General features: G+C 61.5%; 22 protein-coding genes. 13 read left to right on the top strand and 9 right to left on the bottom strand.

Features of this window, described 5'->3' with window-relative positions:
- Positions 1 to 30: 30 nt before the first annotated feature.
- Positions 31 to 663, bottom strand: a complete 633-nt coding sequence (gene yihA, locus BLX42_RS17820; protein ID WP_012316856.1) for a ribosome biogenesis GTP-binding protein YihA/YsxC — start codon at positions 661 to 663, stop codon at positions 31 to 33.
- Between the two features lie 193 nt (positions 664 to 856).
- On the opposite strand from yihA, the gene BLX42_RS17815 reads away from it, so the two are divergent.
- From BLX42_RS17815 to BLX42_RS17785, 7 genes are all read left to right on the top strand, one after another.
- Positions 857 to 1,159 carry a cytochrome c5 family protein gene (locus BLX42_RS17815; protein ID WP_046786739.1) on the top strand — a complete coding sequence of 101 codons (303 nt, stop codon included), beginning with the start codon at positions 857 to 859 and terminating at the stop codon, positions 1,157 to 1,159.
- Positions 1,160 to 1,190: 31 nt separating this feature from the next.
- A complete protein-coding gene (locus BLX42_RS17810; RefSeq protein ID WP_115273175.1) occupies positions 1,191 to 1,808 on the top strand; it encodes a cytochrome c in 618 nt (205 codons plus the stop codon).
- Positions 1,809 to 1,977: 169 nt separating this feature from the next.
- Entirely contained in the window at positions 1,978 to 2,613 is a 636-nt protein-coding gene (gene dsbA / locus BLX42_RS17805) for a thiol:disulfide interchange protein DsbA (protein WP_039602079.1), read from the top strand.
- Positions 2,614 to 2,624: 11 nt separating this feature from the next.
- On the top strand, positions 2,625 to 3,479 hold the full coding sequence (locus BLX42_RS17800) for an endonuclease/exonuclease/phosphatase family protein (RefSeq protein WP_046786736.1): 855 nt from the start codon (positions 2,625 to 2,627) through the stop codon (positions 3,477 to 3,479).
- A gap of 97 nt (positions 3,480 to 3,576) precedes the next feature.
- Entirely contained in the window at positions 3,577 to 5,556 is a 1,980-nt protein-coding gene (locus BLX42_RS17795) for a GGDEF domain-containing protein (protein WP_161872287.1), read from the top strand.
- Between the two features lie 64 nt (positions 5,557 to 5,620).
- Positions 5,621 to 6,397, top strand: a complete 777-nt coding sequence (locus BLX42_RS17790; protein WP_218176286.1) for an N-acetylmuramoyl-L-alanine amidase — start codon at positions 5,621 to 5,623, stop codon at positions 6,395 to 6,397.
- 87 nt (positions 6,398 to 6,484) lie between these two features.
- Positions 6,485 to 8,104 (top strand): EAL domain-containing protein, encoded by a 1,620-nt coding sequence (locus tag BLX42_RS17785; RefSeq protein WP_046786734.1) that lies wholly within the window; start codon positions 6,485 to 6,487, stop codon positions 8,102 to 8,104.
- A gap of 56 nt (positions 8,105 to 8,160) precedes the next feature.
- Here the strand turns inward: BLX42_RS17785 and BLX42_RS17780 are convergent, their stop codons facing one another.
- The gene (locus BLX42_RS17780; protein WP_115273172.1) at positions 8,161 to 9,939 is read right to left on the bottom strand and encodes a KinB sensor domain-containing domain; all 1,779 of its coding nucleotides are present in this window, start codon (positions 9,937 to 9,939) and stop codon (positions 8,161 to 8,163) included.
- On the bottom strand, positions 9,936 to 11,282 hold the full coding sequence (algB, locus tag BLX42_RS17775; RefSeq protein ID WP_046786732.1) for a sigma-54-dependent response regulator transcription factor AlgB: 1,347 nt from the start codon (positions 11,280 to 11,282) through the stop codon (positions 9,936 to 9,938). Before algB ends, BLX42_RS17780 begins: the two co-directional genes overlap by 4 nt.
- 210 nt (positions 11,283 to 11,492) lie before the next feature.
- On the opposite strand from algB, the gene BLX42_RS17770 reads away from it, so the two are divergent.
- The 6 genes from BLX42_RS17770 (at position 11,493) to BLX42_RS17745 (ending at position 16,912) form a co-directional block, all read left to right on the top strand.
- On the top strand, positions 11,493 to 12,314 hold the full coding sequence (locus BLX42_RS17770; RefSeq protein WP_125924268.1) for a BON domain-containing protein: 822 nt from the start codon (positions 11,493 to 11,495) through the stop codon (positions 12,312 to 12,314).
- 177 nt (positions 12,315 to 12,491) lie between these two features.
- A complete protein-coding gene (locus tag BLX42_RS17765; protein WP_046786730.1) occupies positions 12,492 to 12,776 on the top strand; it encodes a hypothetical protein in 285 nt (94 codons plus the stop codon).
- A 56-nt stretch (positions 12,777 to 12,832) separates the two neighbouring features.
- Positions 12,833 to 12,994 carry a DUF1328 domain-containing protein gene (locus tag BLX42_RS17760; RefSeq protein ID WP_003252966.1) on the top strand — a complete coding sequence of 54 codons (162 nt, stop codon included), beginning with the start codon at positions 12,833 to 12,835 and terminating at the stop codon, positions 12,992 to 12,994.
- Between the two features lie 2 nt (positions 12,995 to 12,996).
- Positions 12,997 to 13,467, top strand: a complete 471-nt coding sequence (locus tag BLX42_RS17755) for an inhibitor of vertebrate lysozyme family protein (protein WP_046786729.1) — start codon at positions 12,997 to 12,999, stop codon at positions 13,465 to 13,467.
- 734 nt (positions 13,468 to 14,201) lie between these two features.
- A complete protein-coding gene (gltP, locus tag BLX42_RS17750) occupies positions 14,202 to 15,530 on the top strand; it encodes a glutamate/aspartate:proton symporter GltP (protein ID WP_046786728.1) in 1,329 nt (442 codons plus the stop codon).
- Positions 15,531 to 15,682: 152 nt separating this feature from the next.
- Positions 15,683 to 16,912 carry a nucleoside recognition domain-containing protein gene (locus BLX42_RS17745; RefSeq protein WP_012316842.1) on the top strand — a complete coding sequence of 410 codons (1,230 nt, stop codon included), beginning with the start codon at positions 15,683 to 15,685 and terminating at the stop codon, positions 16,910 to 16,912.
- Here the strand turns inward: BLX42_RS17745 and BLX42_RS17740 are convergent.
- The 6 genes from BLX42_RS17740 to BLX42_RS17715 all read right to left on the bottom strand — a co-directional run bounded on the left by BLX42_RS17740 (position 16,894) and on the right by BLX42_RS17715 (position 23,022).
- Positions 16,894 to 17,517 carry an ABC-type transport auxiliary lipoprotein family protein gene (locus tag BLX42_RS17740; protein ID WP_161872286.1) on the bottom strand — a complete coding sequence of 208 codons (624 nt, stop codon included), beginning with the start codon at positions 17,515 to 17,517 and terminating at the stop codon, positions 16,894 to 16,896. The genes BLX42_RS17745 and BLX42_RS17740 overlap by 19 nt on opposite strands.
- Positions 17,514 to 18,452, bottom strand: coding sequence for an MlaD family protein (locus BLX42_RS17735; RefSeq protein WP_046786725.1), 939 nt, complete (start codon positions 18,450 to 18,452; stop codon positions 17,514 to 17,516). The genes BLX42_RS17740 and BLX42_RS17735 overlap by 4 nt, the downstream gene beginning before the upstream one ends.
- Positions 18,453 to 18,455: 3 nt before the next feature.
- Complete coding sequence (locus tag BLX42_RS17730) at positions 18,456 to 19,247, bottom strand: ABC transporter ATP-binding protein (protein ID WP_115273168.1); 792 nt, start codon at positions 19,245 to 19,247, stop codon at positions 18,456 to 18,458.
- Complete coding sequence (locus BLX42_RS17725) at positions 19,244 to 20,377, bottom strand: ABC transporter permease (RefSeq protein ID WP_046786723.1); 1,134 nt, start codon at positions 20,375 to 20,377, stop codon at positions 19,244 to 19,246. Before BLX42_RS17725 ends, BLX42_RS17730 begins: the two co-directional genes overlap by 4 nt.
- 125 nt (positions 20,378 to 20,502) lie before the next feature.
- Positions 20,503 to 21,525 (bottom strand): DUF5924 family protein, encoded by a 1,023-nt coding sequence (locus tag BLX42_RS17720; protein ID WP_046786722.1) that lies wholly within the window; start codon positions 21,523 to 21,525, stop codon positions 20,503 to 20,505.
- Between the two features lie 90 nt (positions 21,526 to 21,615).
- Entirely contained in the window at positions 21,616 to 23,022 is a 1,407-nt protein-coding gene (locus BLX42_RS17715; protein WP_161872285.1) for a pitrilysin family protein, read from the bottom strand.
- Positions 23,023 to 23,024: the final 2 nt, after the last annotated feature.

Raw genomic sequence — 23,024 nt, 5'->3', positions numbered from 1 at the left:
GGAAGCCGACTTGCCGGCGATGACGTCGCTTCAGGCTACCGGCTTGTCTTCCAGCTCCATCCAGCCCGCCAGCACCTTGTAGGCCTCTTCCAGCCCCAGACGCTTGGGGGCCGAGAACAGCTGGATGGTCACGCCATCCCCCCAACCTTTGCGGATTTCCGACTGCACCTTGAGCAGGGTGTTCTTGCCTGCGCCGTGGGTCAGCTTGTCGGCCTTGGTCAGCAGGATGTGCATAGGCATGCCGCTTGCCCTGGCCCAGTCGAGCATCATCTTGTCGAAGTCGGTCATCGGGTGGCGCACATCCATCATCAGGATGACGCCGCGCAGGCATTCGCGGCTGCCCAGGTAGGCCTCAAGGTGACGCTGCCAATGCTGCTTGAGCGGGATCGGCACTTTTGCATATCCGTAACCTGGCAGGTCGACCAAACGCCGTTCATCGTCCAGACTGAAGAAATTCAACAGCTGGGTGCGCCCTGGAGTTTTCGAGGTTCGCGCCAGGCTGGCATGAGTCAGGGTATTGAGGGCGCTGGATTTGCCGGCGTTGGAACGGCCGGCGAAAGCCACCTCGTAACCCTGGTCGTCCGGGCATTGTTCGACCTTGGCAGCGCTGAGGGCGAATGTGGCTTTCTGGCAGAGGCCGAGGATGGGGTTCTTGACTTGCATGGGATATCCGATGTGGGTGTTGCCAAAGCCTAGGCCGGCAAGCGGTGTCGTTTCCGTTTGGATGGCGGAAGTATATAATGCCCCAGTATTTGTGTGCTCATTCTCCCAGCGAAGGAGAACGGGCATGGGGTGTCGAACAATAGCTCGCGCATCAGAACGCAGCGCGTCCCCCAACCCTGTCAGGTCGTTCCGCATGGCGAAATGGCTGCTAGCTGTCGGTATGTTCCTGCCGTTTTTCAGCGCACAGGCTACACAGGATCCCGAGGCGTTGTACAACCGCACGTGTGCGGCCTGTCACGCCGGGCAGTTGCCACAGGCGCCCAAGAAGGGTGACCGGGCAGCCTGGGAGCCAAGGCTGGCGCAAGGCATGGAGGTACTCATGGCACATGTGACTCAGGGTTTCAAGGCTATGCCGCCGCGTGGATTGTGCAGGGACTGCAGTGCCGAGGACTACCGTTTGGTCATCCTTTGGATGAGCGGCAGTCCCGATACATAACATTTCACCCTTAGCCGTGTTGGATTAGCTGATGAACAAACTAGTCGTGAGTCTGCTGTTGACCATGGGTGTCGCAGGTGCGGCCAATGCTGCAGAACCTGTCAAAGGCGACGCCGCCGCCGGCCAGGCCAAGACCGCCATCTGTGGTGCCTGCCACAACCCCGACGGCAATAGCCTGGCACCCAATTTTCCGAAACTGGCCGGCCAGGGCCAGCGCTATCTCGAAAAACAGTTGCATGACATAAAGTCCGGCAAGCGTACCGTGCTGGAGATGACCGGCATGCTGGCCAACTTCAATGACCAGGACCTGGCCGACATCGCCGCCTACTTCGCCAGCCAGAAAGGCAGCGTCGGCGCCGCCGACCCCAAGTTGGTCGAGCGTGGCCGGGCGCTGTTCAATGGCGGCGATCTGGAAAAAGGCATGCCTGCCTGCACCGGGTGCCATTCGCCCAATGGCGCAGGCATCGCGCTGGCCGGCTTTCCACACCTGGGTGGCCAGCATTCGCAGTACGTGACCAAGCAGCTCACCGACTTCCGTGAAGGCAACCGCACCAATGATGGTGATGCCATGACCATGCGGACCATAGCCGGCAAGCTGAGCAACCATGATATCGAAGCGTTGGCCAGTTATATCCAGGGCCTTCACTGAGCTATCTGCGCATTAACATTCGGTTAATGCTGCAACGCTAAAGATGAAAGGGCGGCGCGGACCGCCCTTTTTTCAGTCCGCAGCCGGTACACTACAGAACTCGGGCCCTTCCCGACCTGTCTCAGTACAGGTCGTGTCGAGGCGACCAAAGACTGCTCAGGAGTAAAGCATGCGTAAACTGATTCTCAGCGCTGCGCTGGTCGCCGCCAGCGTATTCGGTATGTCCGCCGTTCAGGCTGCGGAGCCTGCCACAGCCGGCAAGGAGTACCTCGAGCTGAGCAACCCTGTTCCGGTGTCCGTTCCCGGCAAGATCGAAGTGGTCGAGCTGTTCTGGTACGGCTGCCCTCATTGCTATCACTTCGAGCCGGTGATCAACCCTTGGGTTGAAAAACTGCCGAAGGACGTCAACTTCAAACGTGTGCCGGCGATGTTCGGCGGTGCATGGGACGCCCACGGCCAAATGTTCCTGACCCTCGAAGCCATGGGCGTCGAGCACAAGGTTCACGCCGCAGTGTTCGATGCCATTCAGAACCAGCGCAAGCGCCTGACCGATCCCCAGGACATGGCTGACTTCCTCGCCACCCAGGGCGTCGACAAGGACAAGTTCCTCGCCACCTTCAACTCGTTCGCCATCAAGGGCCAGGTCAACCAGGCCAAAGAGCTGGCGAAGAAGTACGAAATCACCGGCGTACCTAGCATGGTGGTCAACGGCAAGTACCGTTTTGACCTCGGCACCGCTCAGGGCCCGGAAGGCGTGCTGAACGTCGCTGACCAACTGATCGACAAGGAGCGCGCCGCTAAATAAGCGGCGAACCCATGCCCCGCTTCAGAGCCGCGCGTGGTATTGGCCTGCATCAGCCGCAGGTCAACGAGCATCATCTGCAGGCCAATGGCCTGCCGGAAGATGGTCGCCTGCGGCTGCTCAGCTTCAATATCCAGGTCGGCATCAGTACCGAGCGCTATCGGCATTACCTGACCCGCAGCTGGCAGCATCTGCTGCCGCACACCGGGCGCGCCGGCAATCTGCAGAAAATCGGCGACCTGCTCAATGATTTCGACCTGGTGGCCTTGCAGGAAGTAGATGGCGGCAGCCTTCGTTCTGGTTACGTCAATCAGGTGGAGCACCTGGCCCAGTTGGGGGGCTTCCCTTACTGGTACCAACAGCTCAACCGCAACCTTGGGCATTTCGCCCAGCACAGCAATGGGGTGCTCAGCCGCCTCAAGCCGCATCTGCTGGAAGATCACCCCCTGCCCGGTCCCTCCGGCCGCGGTGCGATCCTGGTGCGCTTCGGTGAAGGCGAGGACGCGCTGATCGTGGTCATGATGCATCTTGCGCTTGGTGCAAGGACCCGCGCTCGCCAGCTCGCCTACATCCGGGAACTGATCGGTGGATACCGCCATCAGGTCCTGATGGGCGACATGAACACCCATGCCAACGACCTGCTCGACCATTCTCCATTGCGTGATCTGGGCCTGATTGCACCTCAGGTCGAAGCCACCTTCCCCAGCTGGCGCCCGCAGCGGTGCCTGGACCACATCCTGCTCAGCCCGAGCCTGACCCTGGAGCGGGTCGAGGTGCTGGCCCAGCCTATTTCCGACCATCTCCCGGTCGCCGTAGAGATCCGATTGCCTGATGCATTGACTGTGGATACGCTTCCGGCCCTGAGCTAGATCAGCAAAAGGCCATTGGAGCACTCAAGAGTTCCAGCCGTGCGCCGACAGCGTGTAACCATAGCCCACCGATGCATCACCCGTTGCGGATCCAGGCATGACCGAAGAAGCCGAGCGCTGGAAAGAAAAATACCTTAAAAGCATCGAACAGCAGGAAAAGCTGGAGCGCCGATGGGCAGCGCGGCTTGACCTGCTGCGTCGGGGCCTGGTGCGCAGTACCTTGGCCGCAGAAGGCAGCGACAAGGCGGTGGACCAATGCATGAAGGAAATGCGTGAGGTCATTCGCAGCGACAACATGGATGCCGGCCTTGCCGGGTTGATCCCGCGTCTTGAAAAGGCCGTGCTCGACTCCGAGCAGCGCCGCGAAACCCGCATGAACCAGGTCAGCGATGCGCTGACCGCGCTCGTGACGCAACTGCAAGGCCTGCCGTTGTCCGGTGACGTATCGCGGTCGCTCAAGAAACTGGCGAAGAAACTCGACGGCGGCGTCAGCCAGTCGCGCGAGTTGCCGCCGCTGCTCGGAGAGCTGAGCGGGTTGCAGGGGCGGGCGCTGTCATCGTTGAACAGGCCGGATGAGGATGCCAGGCCGGGCTTTTTGCAGCGCTTGTTCGGCAACCGTGAGAGCGAACCACAGGGTGTAAACGCTGTAGAACCGGCGGCCCCTTCTGTAATCGCTGCGCCTGAACTGCAGCCATTGCCGGACGGGCCGGTGCTGGTGGATCTACCACCCCGGGATATCGACGAGCTGCAGCCGTTGGTAGCACCTGAGGTTCATGACCCTGTGCCTGTGGTGCCTGTGGTGCCTGTGGTGCCTGAAACGCCTGTTGCCGCACCGCCCGCTCCAGGCGAGCCTGAGCCGCACGCACAGGAGCCGGTCGAGGTTGCACCCGTCTGCGCTGAGCAACCGCAGCGCCTCGAGGGCGCTCGAACCGAGCTGCCAATACAGGTCGATGAGCCCCAAGCGCTCAAGCCCCTGGAAGAAACCTTCGGCGAAGACGGACCCTATTCACTCCCTGACGCAGTCGAGCCGCCCTACAGTCAGGTTGCCGCGCATATCGAGCAAACCCTGATCGGCCTGCTCGATGACCTCAGCCTGCCGGAACGCCACAAGGCCCAAGCCCTGGAAATGCGCGAGCGCGTGGCGCGGGGGCTGAACTGGTACGAGCTGATCCCGGTGCTCGATGACCTGGCCGTGCTCATGCTGGCCATCACCGACAGCGGGCAACACGAATTCGAGACTTACCTGCAGCAGCTCAATGAGCGTCTGGAAAGCTTCCAGAGCCACCTTCATGAAGCCAGTGCCGGTCATGCCGACAACAGTTCTGCTGCGCGCGAGCTGGACAGCCAACTGCGTGAGCAGGTCGATGGCCTGCAAAGCAGCGTGCAGGGGGCGGCCGATGTGGACAGCCTCAAGCACATTCTCGAGAACCGCCTGGAAGGGCTGCTGGGCACCATGGATGAGCATCAGCATGAACGTGACCGCCGCGAACAGGAGCTCGCCGGGCGCCTTCAGGGCTTGGCCGAGCGCGTCGCTAACATGGAGCAGGAGGCCCTCGGCTACCGCGAACACCTGGAGGAACAGCGGCAAAAGGCATTGATCGACCCGCTGACCGGGCTGCCCAATCGCGCGGCCTGGAGCGAGCAGGTAGAGCGCGAAATGCTGGCCTGGCAGGAGAACGGCGGCCACTTGGCGATGGCGATTCTCGACCTGGACCATTTCAAGCGCATCAATGACAGCTATGGCCATCTGGCGGGCGACAAGGTACTGAAGATCGTCGCTGACCAGTTGCGCAAGCGCCTGCGGCCGCGCGATTTCATCGCCCGTTTCGGTGGCGAGGAGTTCGTACTGTTGCTGGCGCAGACGTCACCCACCGTAGCTGCGCAAGTGGCCGAGGTGCTGCGTGCCGCGATCGAAGCGTGTCCGTTCCATTTCAAGGGCGAACGGGTGGTTATCACCGCCTCCATCGGTTTGAGCGCATTCCGCTCGGGTGAGCGCGGTGATCAGGTGCTCAAGCGTGCTGATGCAGCGCTGTACCGGGCCAAGGACCTGGGCCGTAATCGGGTGGAACAAAGCTGAGCGGGTGAGCCGGGTGCGCATACGTTATGCTAATGCGTCACTGCTAATTACCCTGGCTTCTTCCATGAAAGCGTTGTTCACTGCATTTTTGCTGATCGTACTGGCCGGTTGTTCGACCGGCCTGCGTATCGACCGCAGCCATCCCTCGGCCAACCATGACAACCGCATCCAGTTCGTCGTGCTGCATTACACCAATGCCTCGCTGGAGCGCTCGCTGGCGCTGCTAACCCATGGCGAGGTCAGCAGCCACTACCTGATCGGAGATGGCCCAGCCACGGTTTATCAACTGGTCGATGAAAGCCGTCGTGCCTGGCATGCCGGGGACAGCCAATGGCAGGGGCGAACCTGGTTGAACTCGAGCTCAATCGGTATCGAGATCGTCAACCCAGGCTTTGACACCACGCCCAATGGGCGAGTCTGGTATCCGTACAGCGAAGCGCAGATTCAGTCTTTGATCGCGCTGCTCAAGGATATCGTCAAACGTAACAACATCGACCCTCGCCATATCATTGGCCACAGTGATATCGCACCCTTGCGCAAACTGGATCCGGGGCCGTTGTTCCCATGGAAGCGTCTTGCCGATGCGGGGCTTGGGGTATGGCCAGAGCCCAATGCCGTGGCGCGCCAGCAGGCGTATTTCAACGCCAATCCACCGAGCATGGGTTGGTACCAGCAAGAGCTGGCACGCTTCGGCTACGCCATCGAACAGACCGGGCAGCTCGATGTGGCTACCCGCCATGTCATTGCGGCGTTCCAGATGCGTTTCCGGCCACAGCGCTTCGACGGCATGCCCGATGCGCAGACGGCTGCCATGCTTCAAGTGCTAAACCGGATGCGCTGATCCTCCGCGCGCCCTTGGGCTCCGCCAAACGGCCAAGCCAATACGCCATTCAGTTGCTATACCCTGTATATCAACTGGATGCTGCCCATGTCGGCTCTGATTACCGCGTTGCGCCAATTTTTTTACCGCCCCTGGATGCTGGCCTCTCTGGCAGCGTTGGCCAGCGCTGCGGTGTTGCTGACTGCCAGTATCGGTATTGCGCTGCAGCAGATGAAGCAGAGCGAGAGTGCGCAGATGAATGCGCAGGGCGAGCGTTTTCTCGACCGCCTCGAGCAGGTTTTCGGCCAGTTGCGCGAGGGTGTCGACGACCTGCAGGCGCAGCCTTTGCGCGGCTGCAACCCGGCGATGCTGGCGTTGTTGCAGCAAGTTGGGCTGGGCTCGCGTTTCATTTATGAGGCGGCATACGTAGACGTCAATGTCGCCTGCTCCAACCGCGGGGGGGCACGGGCTTTCGTGCCCACGCGGGCTCCGGACATCCAGGGCCCGACTTACAGCTATTGGCTCAATACCACCACCGAACCCAACGAGAACCTTGCCGCGTTGATGCTTGCACGTGGCAACTTCCTGGTTTCTACGTCGCGTGGGCACTTGACCGACGTGGTTGACCTGCCGCCCGGAGGTAGCCTGTTGGTGGTGCTGGACAATGGCACCAGAGCGATACCGGTACTGGGCCCGCCACAAGTCTGGCCGCCAGCTGACAATTGGCCGCCACCCAGCGGCAATTCGTTGTTCGAACTGCATGACCGCCTTGTCTATCGCATGCTGACCAAATCGCCCGATTACCAGCTCGTGCTGATCGCCCCACGAGCCAGCCTGCCACTGCGGATGAACGGCATGCTCTGGCTATTGTTCCCAGGCAGCGTTCTGGCGGCCTGTTGTATCGGTTGGCTGGTACTGCAGCTGATCCTGCAGCGGCGTTCCATGAGTTCAGAATTGCAGAACGCTTTGCGCCGCGGTGAACTGCAGGTCCTCTATCAGCCGATCATCGAACTCGACAGCCGGCGCTGTGTGGGCGCTGAGGCGCTGGTACGCTGGCGGCGCCCTGACGGGACCCTGACCAGCCCGGACCTGTTCATTCCGCTGGCCGAAAATACCGGGCAGATTCGCCAGATCACCGATTTCGTCCTGCAACGGGTGCTTGAGCAACTTGGCCAGTTGCTGCGTTCGCACCGCAACCTTTACATCTCGGTGAACCTGGCGGCCTGTGATGTGATGGTCCCGCGCATCGGCCGGGTGGCTGCACGGTTGCTGGCACTGCACAGGGTGGCTGCCAGCCAGATTGCCTTCGAGGTTACCGAGCGGGGGCTGATCGATGTGGTGGTGGCCCGTGACAACCTGCAGGCGCTTCGTGCGGTGGGGCATCAGGTGTTGATCGATGACTTCGGTACTGGCTACTGCAGCCTGGCTTATCTGCAGACCTTGCCGGTGGACTGCCTGAAGATCGACAAGGCCTTCATCGACGCGCTCGGGCACGATGCCGCCAGCAGTGGCGTGGCGCCTCATATCATTCGCATGGCCCATGACCTTCATCTACGGGTGATAGCCGAAGGCATAGAGTGCGAGGCCCAGGCAGTGCTGCTCAACAGCGAGGGTGTCAATTATGGCCAAGGCTGGCTCTTCGCCCATCCGCTCAATGCCCGGCAGTTCGTCGAGTTGGTGACGCGAGGCCGGCAAGTCCGCAGGCCGCGGATAGATGATGAACCGTGAGTGTACTTGCAGTGGCCGGCAAGGCGTTGCCTCAACGACCTCTGCAGGTCAAGAAATCACACCGGAAGAGCCATGTAGAACTGTGTTCCCTGCCCGGGCCGGGAGAAGACGCCCATGCGGCCGCCGTGCAATTGCACGATTTCCTTGCACAATGCCAGCCCCAGCCCGGCCCCGCCCTTCTTGCGCCCTACCTGTACAAAGGGTTCGAAAATGCGCCCCTGCTGTCCGTAGGCAATGCCTTCGCCATTGTCCTCGACGCTGATGATGACGCGCTCCGCGTGGCGTCGCGCATGCAGGCGAATTCGCCCCCCGCTGCCGGTATGCCGAATGGCGTTGTGCAGCAGGTTGTCGAGCACACGATCCAGTTGGGCGATGTCGGCCTGGATCCGAGGCAGCGGCGGCTCCAGCGCCTTGATCAGCTCGATCTGCTTGACTGATGCCTGCTCGCTGAACCGTACCTGGGCACGTTCGAGCAGTTCGTCGATGGCACAGGGGGCGAGTTCGAGTTTTTGCAGCCCGCTCTGGTAGCGTGAAAAATTCAACAGGTCGTTGATCAGTTGGGTCAGGCGCTGCATTTCCTCGCCGATGGTCTCCAACAGGTCATTCTCACGCGCCTCAGGTGGAAACTTCACGCGCTCTCGCAGCAGGCCGAAGGCCATGTGCATGCCGGTGACCGGCGTACGCAGTTCGTGGGAGGCGCGCAGTACGAACTCGCTACGCACACGCTCGAAAGCGCGCTGCTCGGTCACATCGTGCAGCACCATCACGGCACCGAGAATCGGTCCTTGCGGGTGGCTGACCGGGGTCAGGCTGTAGGACAGCAGGCGTGACTCTTCATCAACCTCGATACTCAGGTCCTCAGGTGGGCGGTCCAGGCTACCGCCGCGCAGCACCTGGCGCAGCTGTTGCTCCAGCTCTGGGCGCTGCAGTGCCTCTGCCAAGGGGCTGCCCAGGCGGTTGTTGCTCCAGCCGAGTTGGCGCTGGGCGACCGGGTTGAGATGCTCCAGGTTGCCTTGGCGGTCGATGATCAGCAGGCCATCGTCGATGCTGTCGAGCACAGCCTGCAGGCGTTGTTGGCCGGCCAGCAGTTCATCGACGTTGGTCTCCTGGTGCTTGCGCAGCGCCTCGGCCATCAGCCCGAAGCGGCGGGTCAGCTGGTTGACTTCTATGGCTTGGCTGACGGGCAACGTGACATCGAAGTTACCTTGGCCGAGTTGATCTGCGGCCTTGGCCAGGGCTTCGATGGGTTGCCCGAAGCGGCGGGCGATGTTGTGTGCGGTAAAGAAGCCGAGCATAAGCACCACCAAGCCCGTCAGGCCGAGTACACCACTGACCAGTAAAGCGCGGTCGCGGGACAGTTGTTCGCTGCGAGTGATGTAATCGATGGCAAGCTTGTGCGAATCGATCAGGTCGGTGCGCACTTGGTTGAACGCGGCGCCCAGTGGCTGGTCGGCACCCATGCTGTTTGCCGGTGCAGGGCTTTGGCGATAGGCACTCAGGAAGGCCTGATAGTTGCTGCTGGCCTTGTTGAAGCCGGTACGTTCACCGCCTTGTGCAAGCCCTTGGTCAAGCAGGTCCTGGAAATTGTCTTGCAGCGCTCGCAGGCTCTGAGGCGAAGTTTGCGCATCGAGGATGAGCATCAGTTGCTCGCCTAGGTTCTGCCGAAGCTTCAAGCCTATTTCCAGGACATGGGTGGTATTGCTCACCGAAGCTTGCTGCGCGGCAGTCATTTGCAACACGCTGACCAAACCTAGCATCAGGCCCAGCAGAGCGACTGTGATCAGCGCTGAAATGCTGAGGAAAAGCCGCGTACGCAGCTTCATCGGCCATTTCATAGGTTGTACTGCTTACGCTTGCGGTACAGGGTCGAGGCATCGATACCCAAGGTCTTGGCGGCCTGGTCCAGTGTGTCACTGGCTGCCAGCACAGCGCCGATGTGGGCACGCTCCAGTTCATCCAGGCTCAGCGCCGCACCAACCCGGGGAGCGCTGCCGGCAGGTTGCTCGCCCATACCCAAGTGAATGATCTCCACCCGGTCCTGTGGGCAGATGATGCTGGCGCGTTCGACCACGTTGCGCAGTTCGCGGATATTGCCAGGCCAACGGTAATTGAGCAGCGCGGCGCGGGCTTCGTCGCTGAAGCCGCGGGCAGGGCGCGCGTACTCCTTGACGAAACGGGCGAGGAAGCGATCGGCCAGGGTAAGGATGTCCTCACTGCGCTCGCGCAGGGGCGGCAGGTGCAGGGTGATGACGTTCAGGCGGTAGAGCAGGTCTTCACGGAAGCGGCTTTCGCGGACCATTTCTTCCAGGTTCAGGTTGGTCGCCGCGAGGATGCGCACATCGGCGCGTCGGGTGACAGGGTCGCCTACCCGCTCATACTCTTTATCCTGGATGAAACGCAGTAACTTGGGTTGCAATGTCAGGGGAAAATCGCCGATCTCGTCGAGAAACAGCGTGCCGCCATCGGCCTGGTTGACGCGGCCCAGCGTGCTTTCACTGGCGCCAGTGAATGCGCCGCGGGTGTGGCCGAACAATTCGCTCTCCATCAGCTCGGCGTTCAGCGACGGGCAGTTGATGGTCACGCAGGCCTTGCGTGCACGCTTGCTCCAGCTGTGAATGGCGCGGGCCAGTTCGCCCTTGCCGGTCCCCGATTCGCCAAGAATGAGGATGTTGGCGTCGGTGGTGGCTACCTGACGTGCGGTTTCCAGCACGGCCATCATTGCCGGGCTATGCGAGTCCAGGCCGTCTTTGGGCTTGCGCACTTCACCTTCGAGCGCCTCCAGGCGTGCCGACAATTGGCGGACTTCCAGCTGTTTGGCGGTGGCCAGGCGCAACTGGTCGGGGCTGCAGGGTTTGACCAGGTAGTCGGCGGCACCGGCCTGGATCGCATCGACTGCAGTGTCGATGGCCGAATGCGCGGTGACGATCACCACCCGCATCCACGGTGCCTGGATGCGCATCTGTGCCAGCACATCCAGGCCGTTGTCTTCACCCAGACGCAGGTCGAGGAAGCACAGGTCGAACACCTGGCGCTGGAGCAAGGCTTCGGCCTGCGCGGCACTGTTGGCGGTGGCCACGCTGTAGCCTTCATCTTCGAGGCAGTAGCGGAAGGTGCGCAGGATCGCGGACTCGTCATCCACAAGCAGAATACGGCCTTGGTTGTCCTGGGCTGATTCCATTTCCAGCGCTCCTTTGGGAAAGATCTTCATTTAGTGTGGGAAAAATCGGGCAAGTTGCATGGTCAATTCTGAAGGATTCTGTCCTATGCATGCTAGCCAATGGCCAAAGAATGCCGTGAACCCGCGATATCTCAATGATTGCCTTAGAGCATTGAGGTGGCACATTGGTTGCGATGATTTGTGGATTTAGCCTACAGAAGGAGTGCGGTCATGCCTTTTACCACTCGAACGGCTGTGTTGACGGCCAGCCTGTTATCCATTTGCACCCCAGCGTTTGCCGACCCGGTTCAGGATGCCCGCCTGGAGGGCTCCCTACAGACTGCGCTGGCACTCAACCGCATGCTCAACCCGTTTCGCATTGAGGTCGAGGTGGATGGCCAGCGGGCACGCCTGACGGGTGAGGTCGAGAATGAGGTTGAGCGCCAGCTGGCCGAACACGTCGCACAGGCGACTCGAGGCATCGAACAGGTCGATAACCAGTTGCAGGTCAACGCCGGGCTGGTCGAGCGCCCGCTCGAATTGCGGGCTTACGCTCAGCGTCTTGAGGATGCAACCCTTGCTGCCGTCATTCGTGCCCGTCTGCTGTGGAGCCGTACGACGCAGAAGGCGCCTATCGAGGTACAGAGCAGTGAAGGTGTGATCACCCTGCGCGGCAAGGTCGACAGCGCTGAAGCCAAGGAACTGGCTGGGGTGGTGGCGCGGACCACTGACGGTGTGTACCTGGTCAACAACCTGGTCAGTCTGGATTCCGCAGCCATGGCCCAGGCTCGCGAAACGCCGGTGGGCGTGTCCACCGGGCCGCAGCCAAGTGACAGTTGGGTGATCGACAAGATCCAGAACAGCTTCCGCTTCAGCCGCAACCTTGATGGCCTGAACATCAAGGTGGCCAGTGAGGGCGGCATGGTGCGGCTGTCGGGTGAGGTGGTCAGCAGCGAGCAGAAAACCATCGCCGTTGAGATCGCGCGGCAAATCATTGGCGTACGTGGGGTGGATGCCGATCTGCTCAAGGTGGCGACCAAGGTTGAAGGATGAATCGTGCAATACGCACGATGCCAAGACGGGCATCGTGCAGGATACGTCCTCAGGCCCAATCATGTGTTTGTATAAGTATCTGATTTCTAAGGATTTATTAGAAATCGAGCCGCTGGCACGCAGGCTGCAATTACCTGTTCAGGTTTGAATAGAAAAATTACAGCAGGAGAAGCCGGCATGAACCGCCAATCCGTCAACCGTTCGCAGATCGCCGCACTGCCACTGCGCCAGTTCCTGATACTGGGGATGGCGTTGCTGCTGGCTTTGGCCGCAGGCCTTTTTTACTACAGCTGGCAGACCGCGCGACTCACTGAGCAGGTTGCGGCGCAGACTGCGCTGCTGGCGCAAATCCAGGCTACACGTGCCAACACATTGGTGAGGGCAGCGCAAAAGCTGCCTTCGGCCAACACCTCGCCGGCCACAGTCGAAAAAGTCGTGCCCCAGCAACGCTGGGTGTTCTAAGGCGCTGCGGTTTCGACACCGACCGGATCGATTTCAAAAAAGAAAGGAGAAGCATCATGCTGAGTTGGGCTATCACTTTCCTCATCATCGCCATTGTCGCCGCCGTACTCGGCTTCGGTGGTATCGCCGGCGCTGCCACGGGTATCGCGAAGATCCTGTTCATTGTCTTCCTGGTCCTGTTCGTAGCCTCCTTCTTCTTTGGACGTGGTCGAGGTTGACGATGAGCAGGAAGCTTTGCAACGCCGTAGCTGCCGCTCTGCTGTTGGGTGGTAGCGCAGCGGCGATGGCGGCCAATGATGGCCAGGTCAGCGCCGACAAGTTGCTCGGCTCTGACCCTGAGTACCGGGAGACCTGGCAGGACGCGATCAAAGGCGAGGAACGCCTGCCCGACTGGGTGATCAACCTGACGGGCAGTGCGCAGCAGCAGATGTCCGCGGTGACCGAGGATGGTGACAAATATCTGGTCGGACCGCTGTGTGAATCCAAGGACAACTGCACCTACAAACGCCTGATCGTAGCGTTCAGCTGGGACAAGGACGATGCCTACGGGATGCTGGTAGAGGTACCCGAGGGCCTGCCGAGTGACAAGGCTCCAACCCGCCATGCGCAGTATCGTTGGCTGGGTGAGCCGGATGAAGGCATGCAGGCGATGCTGAAGGAGCAGCTCAAGCGTGACCCGAACTGGTACTGAGTGTCAGGGACGATTGGTCGCGCACTGTCACGTAATAGAAGTGGAACCTTTCTATAGTTCTCGCTTCTATGATGCGCTGCCCCGAGGAGGGGCCGCACATGACCAAGGGGCCGGGCTGTTCTGATTGTTGCAGGATCGGAGTGGCCTAGGGGTACAGGGAGTGCCTCCAGCAATGGGCCGGGTCAGGCAAGGCAAAATCGGAGGTTCAGGTCAGCAGTGAGTTTTCCCACATAGAGCTGGCCTGACTTCCGAGATGCCATCTTCATTTCAACATCTCCCTTTCAGCTTTTTCCTGCTGAGACACATTTTGTCTTGACCGCACATCAATTTTTTTTCGCTCAACGCTGCCGTTGTCAGGTGTCATTTCGGCCATTCGGATTGTCGAACAGGCCATCAATGTCCTCTTTTGCGTACTGCCAAATCAGCCGAGATCTGGCGGTTTGGTCGTGTTCGGGTTTCCGAACGTTATAAATCAATGACTTGCGAATGCCTCATTTTGACGCATTGCTGTATGTCGAATCGGCATGGGGTATGCGCTTCCGGCATTAGATTTCGTCCTTGCCCATCGCAATAGTTGCCGCCTTTTCGCTGGCCCGAGCGCCCTGTCGCTCGCTTGCGGTGTCCTTACATGAGGCCTCCGGACGGAAGCTGTACGATGCCCGTGACGTTGCCAACGGCTCTGTTACGTGCTTTTCCGGTCGGTGCCCGTGATCACTAGAACAAAGGGTAAAGACATGAAGAAGGCAAAATTGAGCCTCGCCTGGCAGATCGTCATCGGTCTGGTCCTGGGCGTTGCAATCGGCGCGCTACTGAATCATTTCAGTGCAGAAAAGGCATGGTGGATCAGCAACGTTCTCCAGCCCGCCGGTGACATCTTCATTCGCCTGATCAAGATGATCGTCGTCCCGATCGTGATTTCGTCGCTGATCGTGGGCATCGCCGGGGTTGGCGACGCGAAGAAACTGGGCAGCATCGGCCTGAAGACCATCATCTACTTCGAGGTGGTGACAACCATCGCCATCGTTGTCGGCCTGGTGCTGGCAAACCTGTTCCACCCGGGCGCCGGCATCGACATGAGCACCCTGGGCACCGTCGACATCTCCAAGTACCAGGCGACCGCCGCCGAGGTGCAGCATGAGCATGCGTTCATCGAGACCCTGCTGAACCTGATCCCGTCGAACATCTTCGCGGCGCTGATGCGTGGCGAGATGCTGCCGATCATCTTCTTCTCGGTGCTGTTCGGCCTGGGCTTGTCGAGCCTGCAGGCAGACCTGCGCGAGCCGCTGGTGCGTACCTTCCAGGGCGTGTCGGAGACCATGTTCAAGGTCACCCACATGATCATGAACTACGCCCCGATCGGCGTATTCGCCCTGATCGCCGTGACGGTCGCCAACTTCGGCTTCAGCTCGCTGCTGCCGCTGGCCAAGCTGGTGCTGCTGGTGTACTTCGCCATCGCCTTCTTCGCCTTCATGGTGCTGGGCCTTGTCGCACGCATCTTTGGCTTCTCGGTAATCAAGATCATGCGCATCATGAAAGATGAGCTGATCCTGGCCTACTCCACGTCCAGCTCCGAAACCGTGCTGCCGCGTGTCATCGAGAAGATGGAAAAGTACGGTGCGCCGAAGTCGATCTGCTCGTTCGTGGTACCGACCGGTTACTCGTTCAACCTCGACGGCTCGACCCTGTACCAGAGCATCGCGGCGATCTTCATCGCCCAGCTGTACGGCATTGACCTGTCCTGGAGCCAGCAATTGCTGCTGGTGCTGACCCTGATGGTGACCTCCAAGGGTATTGCCGGTGTGCCGGGCGTATCGTTCGTGGTCCTGCTGGCAACCTTGGGCAGCGTAGGCATCCCGCTGGAAGGCCTGGCCTTCATCGCAGGTGTCGACCGCATCATGGACATGGCGCGTACCGCTCTGAACGTGGTCGGCAATGCCTTGGCTGCCCTGGTGATCGCTCGTTGGGAAGGCATGTACGACGCCGCCAAGGGCGAGCAGTACTACGCCTCGCTGATTGCGGACAAGAAGGAAGCGGCGCTGGTTGGCGAGACCGCCAAGCGCTGAACCTGAGGCGTTGAACATTGAGCCCCGATTTATTCGGGGCTTTTTGCTGTCTGTAAGGGCCTCATCGCCAGCGAACCTGCGATGTGGCCAGCGCAGGCTAAAGCAGCCGTTGGTGCGTTATCATTCAGGCACTTTTGAGGGGGAACACACGGATGCTCAACGGCCTTTGGCTTGGCTTTTTCCTGGTGGCGGCCGTATCGGCCCTGGCCCAATGGCTGGTGGGCGGCAACGCCGGCATTTTCGCCGCGATGGTCGAGAGCATCTTCGCCATGGCCAAGCTCTCGGTCGAAGTCATGATCCTGCTGTTCGGCACCCTTACCCTCTGGCTGGGGTTCCTCAAGATCGCGGAAAAGGCCGGTATCGTGGAATGGCTGGCCAAAGTGCTCGGCCCGCTGTTCGCCCGGCTGATGCCGCAAGTGCCACCGGGCCACCCGGCACTGGGCCTGATCACCATGAACTTTGCTGCCAACGGCCTGGGCCTGGACAACGCCGCTACGCCGATCGGCCTGAAAGCCATGCGCGCCCTGCAGGAGCTCAACCCCAGCAGCACCACCGCGAGCAACGCGCAAATCCTGTTTCTGGTGCTCAATGCCTCATCGCTGACCCTGCTGCCGGTCACCATCTTCATGTACCGCGCCCAGCAAGGGGCTACTGACCCGACCCTGGTGTTCCTGCCGATCCTGCTGGCGACCAGCGTTTCGACCCTGGTCGGCCTGCTGTCAGTGGCGGTGATGCAGCGCTTGCGCCTGTGGGACCCGGTGGTGTTGGCCTACATGATCCCGGGTGCTCTGCTGCTGGGCGGCTTCATGGCCTTCCTCGGTACCCTGTCGGCTGCTGCGCTGGCCAGCCTGTCGTCTGTCCTGGGCAACCTCACGCTGTTTGGTGTGATCATGCTGTTCCTGGTGATCGGTGCGCTGAAGCGGGTGAAGGTGTATGAGGCCTTTGTCGAAGGCGCCAAGGAAGGGTTCGACGTGGCCAAGAGCCTGCTGCCCTACCTGGTGGCCATGCTGGTAGCCGTTGGTGTGCTGCGCGCCTCCGGGGCCCTTGAGCTGGCCTTGGATGGCATTCGTCACGCGGTAAGTTGGATGGGTATGGACACCCGGTTCGTCGAGGGCCTGCCGACCGCATTGGTCAAGCCGTTCTCCGGCAGTGCGGCGCGGGCGATGCTGATCGAGACCATGCAGACCCACGGCGTGGACAGCTTCCCGGCACTGGTAGCCGCTACCGTTCAGGGCAGCACCGAAACCACGTTCTACGTGCTGGCGGTGTATTTCGGTGCTGTCGGCATCCAGCGCGTGCGCCATGCCGTAGGTTGCGCCTTGCTGGCCGAACTGTCCGGTGTCATTGCGGCCATCCTGGTCTGCTACTGGTTCTTTGCCTGAGCCTGAGCGCTTTGCGCGACGGTCCAGTTCACCACCTGCGCGGCGAGTTGATCGTTGGCCATGCCGAAGCCGGCCACCACGGCCGAAACCTGCGTATCTGCCAGCGGCTGACGCACCTCGAAACGCTTGCTGGCAAGGATTCGCTGGCTGCGCCCCTGAACCAGACGCACGTCATAGCGGATCACTACCTCCACCGTACCGGTTGGCCGGTACTCGCTCTGAAATGCCTGCAGTTCACCGGCCAGTTCATAGTCGGCCTGCAGGTTGCTGTCGTCGGCGCTCAGACGCTGTACACGCCCGTCGCGCTGGAAGCCATCGAGCAGGCGGTTGCGTAACAGCAACGGCGCCGGGTCGCTCCAGCGGGCGCCTTTGTAGCTGCTGACCACATCGCCCTTGGGGATCACAGCGATGCGTGGCCCGGCCAGCACTTCGCTTGCCAGCGGCTTGTTCAAGCGTAACGACCATGGCACCGGGGTCGCGCTGTGGCTGGCCTGGTTGACCGGCAGCCGGTAGATATCCACAGGCTCGCTCTGGGGCAGGATCGAGCAGGCGGCAGACAGGCTCAGCGCGGCCGTCAGGGCCAGCAGGCGCAGCGACAGCTTCATGGCTGGAACTCCTTGTTGTTGTCGCGGCCAAGCAGGTAGCCGCTCGGGTCGGCTTCCAGGCGTCGGGAAATGCCCTTGAGTGAGTTGAGGGTTTCACGCAGTTCGCGGATGGCCGGTGTCAGCTGGTTGAGGCCTTGCGCGCCGTCGTCGATGGACTGGCGGTTGTCATTGAGCAGGCTGTTGATGGTCGCAGTGCTGGCGGCCAGCGATTGCATGGCCTGCTCGGCGCTGCCGATGGCCTGTTTGCCCTGGGTGCCGAGCAGGCTGTTGGCATTGCGCATCAGCGCTTGGGTTTCGGCCAGCGTGGCGTTGGCCTGTTTGCCGACCTGGGCCAGCTGTTCTATGGCCTGGGAAATGCCGCCTTTGTGGTTGGCGAACGCACTGGTGGTCTGTTCCAGATTGGCCAGGGTGTTGCTCAGGCGGTCGATATTGTTTTCCGAGAACATCTGGTTCGCATTGTGCAGCAGCAGGTTGATGTTGGTGACCAGGTCGCTGCTGTCATTGAGTAGCTGCGAGATGGGGGAGGGCGAGGCGATTATCACGGGCAACTTGCCGTCTTTGCCCTTGAGCTCTGGGCTTTTCGGAGTGCCGCCGCTGAGCTGGATGAATGAGTTGCCAGTGACGCCGGCGAGGGTCAGTTTCGCCTGGGTGTCTTCCTTGACCGGGGTATCGCCGCTCAGGCGAACCCGGGCCAGCACCCGGCGCGGGTCCTTGGGGTCCAGGCGCAGGCTGGTCACGTCACCGACCTTGATGCCGTTGTATTGCACGGGGCTGCCGCGGGACAGCCCGGAGACGGCTTCGTTGAAGATCACTTCGTAGTCCTTGAAGGCGTCGTCGACGCTGGACTTGGTCAGCCACAGGCCAAACAGCATGGCACCGGCCACCACCAGCACGGTGACCAGGCCGATGAGGACGTGATGAGCTCGGGTTTCCATCGTTCAGCGCTCCTGCCCGGCACGGTTGGCGGCCTGTTCAGCCGCCCGTCCGCGTGGGCCGTGAAAGTAATCGTGAATCCACGGGTCGTCGGTCTGTTCGACTTGGGCCAGCGGGCCTGCCACCAGCACCTTCTTCTGCGACAGTACCGCGATGCGGTCAGTGATGGTGTAGAGCGTGTCCAGATCGTGGGTGATGAGGAACACGCTCAGGCCCAGGGCGTCGCGCAGGGTGAGGATCAGTTGGTCGAAGGCGGCGGCGCCGATCGGGTCGAGGCCGGCAGTGGGTTCGTCAAGGAACAGGATGTCCGGGTCCAGGGCCAGTGCGCGGGCAAGTGCGGCGCGCTTGATCATGCCGCCAGACAGTGAAGAGGGGTATTTGTCTGCGGCCGAAATCGGCAGGCCGGCCAAGGCCAGCTTCACCCCGGCCAGGTGCTCTGCATCGGCGCGCGACAGGCCTGCATGCTCGATCAGTGGCAATGCGACGTTCTCGGTGACGGTCAGCGAGGAGAACAGCGCACCCTTCTGAAACAACACGCCAAAGCGCCGTTCGACCAATGAGCGTTGCTCTTCATGCAGGCCGGCCAGGTTCTGGCCAAACACTTTGATCTGGCCTTCATTCGGCAGCCGTAGCCCTATGATGCTGCGTAACAGCACCGACTTGCCGCTGCCCGAACCGCCAACCACGGCCAGGATTTCACCGCGGTAAAGGTCCAGATCGAGGTTTTCGTGCACGCTCTGGCTGCCGAAGCGGTTGCAGATGCCCCGCGCCTGGATCACTGCTTCCGGGGTACTCACCAGCCCATCTCCATGCAGAACAGCGCAGCCACTGCGTCGAGCACGATGACCACGAAGATCGACTGAACCACGCTGGAGGTGGTATGGGCGCCTACCGACTCAGCGCTGCCGCTGACCTTGAAGCCTTCCAGGCAGCCAATGGCCGCGATCAGGAAAGCGAAGAAAGGTGCCTTGGCCAGGCCGACGAGAAAGTGCTGCACGCCAATATCGCTTTGCAGCAGCGAGAGGAACATGGCCGGCGAAATATCCAGTGAAAGCGCGCACACCACAGCACCGCCGACGATGCCGCAGATCATCGCGACGAAGGTCAGCAGCGGCAGCGAGATCAGCAGTGCCAGCACCCGGGGTACGACCAGCAGTTCGATCGGGTTCAGGCCCAGGGTACGGATGGCGTCGATCTCCTCGTTGGCCTTCATCGAGCCGATCTGGGCAGTAAAGGCACTGGCTGTGCGGCCGGCCATCAGGATGGCAGTCAGCAACACGGCGAATTCGCGCAGGAACGAGAACGCCACCAGGTCGACGGTGAATACGGTTGCGCCGAAATCGGCCAGCACGGTCGCCCCGAGGAAGGCGACCACCGCGCCCACCAGAAACGTCAGCAACGCGACGATAGGCGCGGCGTCCAGACCTGTCTGCTCGATATGCGAGACAACCGGGGTGAGCCGCCAGCGATGCGGTTGCAAGGCCCGGCGCAGCAGGGTCTCCAGGATCAGGCCGATGAAGCCGAGCAACTGCAGGGTGTCTTGCCACAACGTATTGACCGCGCGGCCGATGCGCTCCAGCAGCAGGAGCAGCACAGGGCGCTCGGGTTCCTTTACCGGGATGCAGTAGTCCTGAACCGAGCAGTAGACGTTCTTGAGCAGGGCGCGGCTGGCAGCGGGCAGCTGTTGAGTGCAGTGCGACAGGCGCTCAGAGCCCAGCAGCTCAGCCAGTAGCGAGGCACCGGCGGTATCGAGCTGGCCCAGTTGGCTGAGATCGGCTACGGCGTCGGCGCCGTATTGGGTGCGCAGGTGTTCGCTGTCGCGCTTGAGGCTGGCGTAGTGGGCCAGGGTCCAGTCACCGGCAATGCGCAGGCAGGCCGGTTGGCTGCTGGTGTCCAGAGTGGCGCTGGGGGTGGTCATAGGCTCCATGCATCTGACAGGCGTAGAGGCTGATCATAGCGCAGCAGGCATGGCGGGGTTTGTTGAAATGTGCTGAGTGCTGTTGGGGCCGCGTTGCGGCCCAATCGCCGGCAAGCCGGCCCCCACAGGAGCGCTTACTTCGCCGGCGCGTCGTCTACCACCTTGAAGCGCAGCACACCGATCACTTGGCCATCTTCGGTCAGCACGCGCACCTGCCATTTACCTGCGGGGTTTGGCGGGAAGTTCTGCTTGTGGGTCCACGCACGGTAGCCTTCCTTGCGCCCGCCATGGATATCCAGGGCGATACGGTCCACTTCCTTGCCGTCCTTCTGCCACACATGGTAGATGCGCTCGTTGAGGCCGCGCGGTGCGTTGATGGCGGTGTAGGCATACAGGCCGCTGCTGCGAATGCGGCTGGCGGCAACTTCATCCAGCGATTCGCCGGGCTGGCGGTTCAATACCTCAGTGCTGACCGCCACTTCGGTCATCCACAGGGTGGCCGGTGGGACCCACGAGCGCAGTAACCAACCGCCCCCGCCGACCGCCAGGGTCACCAGTACCAGCGCCACGCCACGGCGCCAGGTGTTGATCGGGAAACTGCTGGCCAGGCTCGGGAACGACAGCACCATGGCTGCAACCAGTGCCAGCTTGAAGCTTTGCGCGGTGGTCAGGTGCAGGATGATCGGCAGGGCCGTCAACAGCGCGGCGAACAGGGTGAGGGTGTGCAGCGCCATGAACAGCCAGCGCCGCGGTGCCAGCCACTTGTAGTACAGCGGGTCGATGATCGAGACCAGCCCGGCGGCACCGAGCAGGCCGGTGAATACCAGTTGGCCACTGTTCCAGGTGGTGGTGATGAAAAAGAACGGCAGTACGAAGAACAGGCTTTCCTGGTGGATCATCTGCGTCGCGTAGCGCAGCAGCGGCTGAGGAATTTCCCGTTTGAAGGTACGGGCGAACAGGCCTGTCAGGGTGTTCTCCAGCATCAGCCAGATCCAGCTCACCAGCATGAGAATGGCGACCCAGCTGGCCAGGCTGGCCTGGCGGTCGACCAGAATGAAGCTGCCGATACCGGAGAGGAAACCGCCGAGCGCGATGATGCCGGGGTAGCGTTTGAGCAGTTCGATGACGCGCTGGACGATATGGGGAATAGGGGGCATGGGTATACAACAGAGTGATAGGGTGACTGTGCCGCGCCGCTGCGGGTAAACCCGCGAAGAGGCCGGTACTGGCGAAAGGATACCGCCGAATCACCGCTGCCGTGTAGCACCGCTCGGTGGTTGGGGTGAAGTACGCCGGCGACGTAGCAGCCCGGCAGCCAGGATCACCCCCAGTAGCAGCGCAATCAGTCCATACAGCTCGTCATACCCAAGCAACGGCTTCTCGATGCGCAGATAACCCTCATCCTTGAGCAATGCCTTCAGCGCCTCGTTGGCCTGCTCCAGGCTGACCTGTCGCAGCTGTCGGGCCGGGTCGGCAAAGCGCCCGTTGCTGTAGGCGTTGAGTGCCCCCCAGTAGTAATCGGCCAGCGCGCTGTTGCCCTGGGTGCTCCAGCTTTCCTTGGCGACGGCGGCCTCCTTGATACGGGCGAATGTATCCGGATCAAGGCCGTCCTCGCGCAAGTGGTCGAACAGTTTCTGCATCACCTTGACCGCCTCGTCGACGTCGTCGCGCTCAAGGTCAGCGTTCAGGCTGAGCAGGCCGCTGTCACCAAAGCTTTCGCGTTGTGCCGAAGGCCCATAGGACAGGCCGTTACGCAGGCGCAACTGGTCGTACAGGGCCCAGTCCAGATAGCGTGAGAGCAGGTCGAGGGTCGACTGGTGGTCGTTGTCCAGGACCGGCTCGATGAACAACCAGTGCAGTTTGACGCTGTCGCCCAGAAAACCACGGGTCAGGTCGCGTCGCTGTTCGGCCTGCTGGCTGATGCTTTCCAGGTTGCGCCGCTCCTGCGGCTCGGTGGCGGGCAGCTCGCCGTAGGTGCGCTCCAGGTAGGCCGGCAGCAGCCGATCGAGGCCGCCAACCATGATCAAGGTCATGTTGTTGGCGGCGTACCAGCGATCACGCAGGGCCTGCACCTGCTCAAGCATCATGCCATCGAGGTTGGAGCGTTCCGGGCATTTGAGGCCCAGTTCGGTTGCCAACTGATCGCTGGCCGGATGGCCGATGTCCTGGCGGTCGAGCCAGCGTTGCAGGTGGCCGTAGTGGCCGCCGTCTTCACGTTCGATGATGCGCTTGGCCGTGGCCAACGCCTTGGCGTCGATGCGGGTGTCGCGCAGTACCGCCAGCAGCAGGTCGAGCACTTTGCGCTGGTTGCGCGCCGGGGCCTCGATGACGAAGGTGGTGTCGGCGCTGCTGGTGAAGGCATTCCATTCGCCACCCAAAGCCTGCAGGCGCTCTTCCAGGCCGCCCTCACCGGTCTCGTCGATGCCGCTGAACAGCAAGTGCTCGAGCAGGTGCGGCAGCTCTTTCTGCTCGCAGTCGAAGTCGTCCAGGCCCACACCCACCACCAGGCGGATCGCCACATGATCGCGTTCGTAGCCGGATTTAAGAATAACCTGCAGACCGTTGGGCAGCAGGTAGCCCTCGACCCGCGAACGATCGAGGGCGAAGGAGTGCAGGCTACAGATCAGCAGGCAAACGAAGGTCAGGCAACGCATGG

Origin of the sequence: Pseudomonas sp. SG-MS2, from assembly GCF_009933855.1 — a bacterium.
Lineage (GTDB): Bacteria > Pseudomonadota > Gammaproteobacteria > Pseudomonadales > Pseudomonadaceae > Aquipseudomonas > Aquipseudomonas putida_E.
The sequence above is the reverse complement of the archived record's forward strand: the minus strand, read 5'-3'. Positions and strand labels throughout refer to the sequence as shown.